This is a genomic window from Mycobacterium sp. (assembly GCF_050701675.1).
Classification (GTDB): Bacteria; Actinomycetota; Actinomycetes; order Mycobacteriales; family Mycobacteriaceae; genus Mycobacterium.
Genome location: NZ_JBOGDD010001082.1, coordinates 1 through 4,513, shown reverse-complemented (window position 1 = coordinate 4,513; position 4,513 = coordinate 1). Strand labels below are relative to the sequence as shown.

The window sequence follows — 4,513 nt, the reverse complement described above, 5'->3', positions numbered from 1 at the left end:
GGCATCAGCACCTGGATCGGCAATGCGTTCTGCATCGCCGAGATCGCGACGTCACCCGACTCCATCAGCTTGCCCATCGTCTCATTCATCACCATGCCGGTCGCCACACCGGTGGGGTGAATGGTGTTGACCCGAATCCAGTGCTGCGCGAACTCATTCGCCCACACCTGCATCAGGCCGACCAGCCCGCGCTTGGCCGCGGTGTAGGCCTGACCACCGGCGCGGTCCGTGCCGGTACCCTTGAGGCCTGCGCTCGAACTGGTCAGCACGATCGATCCACCACGGCCGCCGTCGATGAGCGCAGGAGCCGCGGCCTCGACGGTGTTCCACACGCCGATCAGGTTCACGTCGACGATGTCGCGGAAGATCTGCTGCCGGTCCCCCTCGCCACCGAGCCGGATGATGCCCGCGTTGGCGATCACGATGTCGAGGCGGCCGAACTCGCGGACGCCCTCGTCGACGGCGTGCCGCAGCGCGTCGGCGTCGCGGACGTCGGCCTGGTGGGCGATGATGCGCCTGCCCTCGTTCTCGACGAGCTTGATGGTCTCGTCGAGCTCGTCGGGTGTGGCGTTCGGGTAATCCATCGAGTCGATGTCGCGACAGATGTCGACGGCCACGATGTCGGCCCCCTCGGAGGCCAGTCGGACCGCGTGGGCGCGGCCCTGCCCCCGTGCCGCGCCGGTGATGAACGCTACTCGGCCGTCGTGTCTTCCCATGGTTCGATTCCTCTCATCCTGCTGGTTGTCTACGTTGAACGTCTCTGTCGTGCAATGTGATCAGTTCGCTCAGAGCGACCCGGTCCGGCTTCAGCATGGCCGTCAGCGGCAGCTCGTCGACGATGAGCAGTTCGTCGGGTGCCTTGTAGTCGGCCAAGTCGCCCGCCACGTGGGCGCGCAGTTCGGCCAGCGTCGGCGGTGCGGCACCGTCGACCGGGACCACGCATGCGACGCCGATCTCCCCGATCACGGGTGCGGAACGCCCCACCACGGCAGCGTGTTTCACCCCTGGGTGCCCTGCGAGCGTCCGCTCCACCTCACCGGGATGCACGTTGTAGCCGCCGCGGATGTACATGTCGCCGCTGCGCCCGACGAGGGTGAGGTTGCCGTCGTCGCCGAGCACCCCGATGTCACCGGTGCGCAACCAGCCGTCCTGAAGCATCTCGGCGGTGAGTTCCGGGTTTCGCCAGTAACCGCGCATCACGCACGGTCCGCTCACCTCGACACCGCCGTCGGACCCGACGCGCACCTCCATCCCGGCGGCCGGTCGCCCGACGGTACGGAACTGGACTTCGACGGGGTCTGCCGGCTCGGTGCCGCAGATGGTCGGACATTCGGTCATCGCGTACCGCACCACGAGTGGCACACCGATCCGCTCGGCGACCCGGCGCACCAGTTCGGGTGGCGCCGGTGCCGTCGCCGCAACTCCGATCCGCAAGTGCGGCAACGCCTGCGGGCTCACGCCATCGACTTCGAGCAGCTTCGCCCACTGGGTCGGGACGGCACCCGCGACGGTGACCCGCTCGCTGCGCAGGACCTCGAACATCCCCTGGGCCGACCACGGTGCGGGAGGCACGACCAGAGCGCTACCCCACACCAGTTGATCCCAGAGCTTGAACATGTACCCGGCGTGGGCGAACGGGGTCGACGTGAGGCGCCGGTCGTAGGGTGCGCTCATGACACCCGCCGCCGCGGCGCCTGCCGCCAGCCGATCGGCGTCGAACACCGCCCCCTTTGGGGTTCCGGTGGTCCCGCTGGTAAAGATCAGCGCGACCGGATCCCGTCGGGTCAGCGCCACAGGTGGGGGCGCTGCCGCCGAGATGTCGGTGGACAGAGCTTCGCGACTCAGGTGGCACGCACCGCTGGGTGGCAGCTCACCGAGTTCCTCGTCGGCGATGATCAGGGCAGGATCGGCCTGGTACAGAATCGACTCGATCTCGCGACGGCCCAGTCGCGGGTTGAGGCCGGTGGTGATCGCGCCGATCATCGCCGACGCGGCGTAGCACGTGGCGTAGTCGATACCCGACGGCAGCCAGAGCATCACCACGTCGCCCTTGCCGACGCCGAGCTCGGCGAATTGCGTGGCAACGCCCCTGGCCCGGCCGATCCAGTCCGCGAACGTGATCCGCGCACCCGGTTCGGCGTACGCCTCCAGGTCACCATGCGTCACAGCCGCGGCGTCGAGGAGGTCCCGCGTGTTCGCGAAACTACGGTTTATGACGAATCCCGGTGCAGTTCCGTCATCTGCCGTAGTCTCGGCGCGCTCGCTGAGCACTTACGGCTCCTCTGCGCCGAGGATCACCGTGCCGCTGGAGCAGAACCAGCCGCCGGTGCCGCTGACGCAGGCGATCCTGGCGTCGGGTACCTGCCGCGGGCCGCATTCGCCACGAAGTTGACGGGCCGCCTCGACCAGTAGGAACAATCCGCGCTGACCGGGATGGCACGCCGACAGCCCGCCGCCGTCGGTGTTCGTGGGCAGCTCGCCGCCGACTCGCAGCGATCCCTTCTCGACGAACCCACCGCCCTCCCCCTTCGGGCAGAAGCCGAGGTCTTCGAGGGTGAGCAGCAGCATGTAGGTGAACGCGTCGTAGATCTCGGCGACGTCCACGTCCGACGGCGAGAGCCCGGCGCGCCCGAACGCCAGCGGTCCGCTGACAGCGGCCGGGCCAACGGTGAGGTCCTCCCACTGGGAGGTGAGCGTGTGCGAGGTGGTCTCACCGGTGCCGAGCACCCACACCGGCTTGCTGCGCAGATCCTTCGCCCGCTCGGCACTGACGAGCACCGCCGCCGCGCCGCCGTCACTGCGAATGCAGCAGTGCAGCTTGGTGAACGGGTCGGCGATCATCGGGCCGTCGAGCACGTCGTCGATGGTGATCGGGTCGCGGTAGTAGGCCTCGGGGTTGTCGGCTGCGTTGAACCGCGCCGACACGGCGACCTCGGCCAGCTGTTCGATGGTGGTGCCGTAGGTGTGCATGTGGCGCCGCGCAGCCATGGCGTACTTGGAGATCAGGGTGTGGCCGTAGGGCGCCTCCCACTGCAGCGGCCCGCGGGCACCCCAGTTGATGTTCGCGCCCCGCAGTCCCTTTCGGAGATCCGAGCGGGCGGTCGAGCCGTAGGTCAGCAGCACCACGTCGGCATGGCCAGCGGTGATCGCATCCGCCGCGTGCGCTGCCATCACCTCCCACGACGCGCCGCCGACCGAAGTGGAGTCGATCCAGCGCGGGCGCAGCCCGAGGTACTCGCCGACGTCGACCGGCGGCAGAGTGCCCTGACCAGTGGAGGCCAGTCCGTCGACATCGCCGGGCGTCAGGCCGGCGTCGGCCAGCGCGCGACGACTGGCCTGGGCGATCAGTTCGTAGGGGCTCTTGTCGTCGACGCGGCCGACGTCGGACAGGGCGACGCCCGCGATGGCGACCGCGCCACTCACTGCGCGCGGTCCTGGGCCAGCAGCTCGGCCAGCACGTCGGTCGGCTCACCGAAGAGGTGCCGAAACACGTGGGAGCGCTTGAGATACAAGTGCATGTCGTTCTCGAAGGTGTAACCCATCCCGCCGAACACCTGAATGCCCGCAGCCGCGTTGTCGACGGCGGCCGAGCCGGCCACCGTCACCGCCGAAAGAACCTGCAGCAGCGCGTCGGAGCGTCCGCTCGCCAGCGTGATCGCGGCGAAGAACGTCTGGGCCTGCGCGGCCTCGGCCGCGATCTCCATGTCGACGCAGGCGTGCTTGATGGCCTGGTGCACCCCGATCGGCTTGCCGAACTGCTGGCGTGTCTTGGCGTGTTCAGTCGCCTGCGCGGCGGCGGCCGAAGCCAGGCCGGTGAGGTACGCGGCTGCAAGCACGGTGGCGCGCCCCCAGATCCACTCCTCCTCGACGGACAGCCAATGCACGGGGTCGGCCGAATCGACTGTGGCAGAAGCCATCCGGGTGCCCGGGTCGGCCGCGTGCACCGATGTCAGCGGACCGAGGGAGTCGATGCCGATCAGCGCCGCGCCACCGCGGGCGACCACCAGCGCATGGGAGGCACCCGCGGGGTCGAACACGTCGAAGGTGCCCTTGATGGGCGGCGCGGGCTCATCGTCGCCGTCGCCGCGCAACACCGCGAGCGCAACCCGGGCCCGACCGCCACCGATTCGCTCTGCCAGCGCGACGTCCCCGCAGGCGGCGGCCACCCGGACGGCCAACGTGCTCGCCAGGAACGGGCCTGGCGCGAGTCGCTTGCCGAGTTCGACGAACAGCAGCACTTCGTCGTCGAAGGGACGGCCCGACCCGCCAGCCGCCTCGTCGAGGCCGAGCGTGAGCAGTCCCATCTCGGCGGCTTCCCGCCAGAGTTCCTCCGATACCGGCATTTCCGCATCACGGCTAGTGCGAATCCGCTCGATGGGCATCCGCTCGGCGAGGAATTCTCCTGCCGCCGAGATGATTTCGAGCTGCTCAGCTCCTGGCAGCAAGTTCATGACGGTCTCCTCACCGAGCTCATCTGGGCAGTCCCAGCACGCGTTCGCCGACGATGTTGCGC

The 4,513-nt window shown here is 69.0% G+C and carries 4 protein-coding genes; all 4 read right to left on the bottom strand.

Annotated elements, in window-relative coordinates; genetic code table 11:
* The coding region (locus ACRDUX_RS33225; RefSeq protein ID WP_526420499.1) for a mycofactocin-coupled SDR family oxidoreductase at nucleotides 1–716 on the bottom strand (716 nt) is incomplete at its 3' end.
* A gap of 13 nt (nucleotides 717–729) precedes the next feature.
* The gene (locus tag ACRDUX_RS33220; protein ID WP_526420503.1) at nucleotides 730–2,214 is read right to left on the bottom strand and encodes a class I adenylate-forming enzyme family protein; all 1,485 of its coding nucleotides are present in this window, start codon (nucleotides 2,212–2,214) and stop codon (nucleotides 730–732) included.
* A gap of 57 nt (nucleotides 2,215–2,271) precedes the next feature.
* The gene (locus ACRDUX_RS33215) at nucleotides 2,272–3,423 is read right to left on the bottom strand and encodes a thiolase family protein (protein ID WP_526420497.1); all 1,152 of its coding nucleotides are present in this window, start codon (nucleotides 3,421–3,423) and stop codon (nucleotides 2,272–2,274) included.
* Nucleotides 3,420–4,451, bottom strand: coding sequence for an acyl-CoA dehydrogenase family protein (locus tag ACRDUX_RS33210; RefSeq protein ID WP_526420501.1), 1,032 nt, complete (start codon nucleotides 4,449–4,451; stop codon nucleotides 3,420–3,422). The genes ACRDUX_RS33215 and ACRDUX_RS33210 overlap by 4 nt, the downstream gene beginning before the upstream one ends.
* Nucleotides 4,452–4,513: the final 62 nt, after the last annotated feature.